The following is a 1,458-nucleotide window of genomic DNA, read 5'->3' as shown; positions in this document are numbered from 1 at the left end:
CCGGTAGTACGCACGAAACGTCGCATCATGCCGTTGCACCGAGTTGGCAGCCTCCACTAGGTAGTAACGGAGATAGCGATTGCCGGAACGAATGAGGGAGGTGTCCTCGGCTTGAAAACGGCCCGATTGGTGCTTGGACCATGTCAAGCCGGCATATTTTGCCAAGGCGGCCTGGTTGTGAAACCGCTCGATTTGCCCGATTTCGGCCAGGATGCCTGCGGTATAAACCGGTCCGATGCCTGGGATGGTTTGCAGTGTGTTCGGAATGCCTTCAAGATGGCGGGTAATGGCTTTATCGAGCTCTTTGAGCTGCGATTGCAGGCTGCGGATTGATTGAATCGACAGCCCTAACAGCAAGTCGATGGAATCCTCGACACACTTGGACAACCGATACGACGAACGGGCCGCCTTTTGAATCGACTTGGCGATGCATTCCGGATCGGCAAAGCGATTGCGCCCTTTTTGGCGCAGGAAGTCGGCCAACTGCTTGACATCCATTTGGCAGATGTCATCGAGGCTCCACGACTCAAGCAGCAGTTCGAGAATGGCATGTCCGAAGATCGAACTGTCCACCTCTTGGGTAAAGGAACTGCATTTGTAAAACAAGTGCTGGAGAAAATACTGTTTCTCACGGGTTAACTGGTGGACGAGATGATATCGCATGCGTGTCAGTCGCTGAAGCGCGAGAAACTGCTCCTTGAGGACAGCCGTCATCTTCAGACGGCCGAAGCGAAGCCGATCCGCAATGATCCAAGCATCGATGTCATCCGTTTTCTCCAAGTCGACATAGGCTTCTTTAAACTTGCGAATGAGCTTTGGATTGATCGTAAACACCTTGACGTTCCAAGCCTGCAAGGCCTCCTGCTGGTGGAAAAACATAGCTGGATGCCAACTGTAGACCGAGGTGGCTTCCATCCCGATCAGAATTTCGGTTGGCTTTCGCTTGTTAGCCCACAGGAGGATTTGATCCCGAAGGAAGGTGGCGCCCAGAAGATGATTATCCACTTTGAAGCGTGCGCACGTATTTCCTTCATGATCCATAATGCAGGTGGCTAAGTCGCGTGAGCTCACGTCGATCCCGACGTAGAGTTTCATGAGATCACCTCCTATTGTTGTAGGATCGAGGGGTAGGACTCTTCGGGATGCCCCCGGATCGCGCCTGTTGACCAGTCACCCTCGCATATGAGAACTCACGTTGGACCATGGGCTGCCCTGGAAGCTGCTCCTTCCAGCATGGGGAAAACCAACGGGAACAGCCTGCGGGTTAGACGTCCAAACAGGGGCCGAGGAGACAGACTTTACAAGTAGTCAAAGCTACAGGAGTGAGAAGAGTATCCCCGATGATCCTAAGACCATTATCCAGGAACATTGCGAAAAGTCCAACCCCGGTACGCTCAACCCTTTGTGGGAGGGGCGCGCCCCTCCCACAAAGGCAACCACCCAAGATATGCGATTGTC

The 1,458-nt window shown here is 53.4% G+C and carries 1 protein-coding gene; it reads right to left on the bottom strand.

Going from position 1 to position 1,458, the window contains the following annotated elements:
• The coding region (locus AC0KTX_RS16725; protein WP_474253157.1) for an IS110 family RNA-guided transposase at nt 1-1,095 on the bottom strand (1,095 nt) is incomplete at its 3' end.
• Nucleotides 1,096-1,458: the final 363 nt, after the last annotated feature.

The sequence above is a fragment of the Aeribacillus sp. JST-2 genome (genome assembly GCF_056032925.1).
This window is presented reverse-complemented; position numbering and strand designations above follow the sequence as displayed.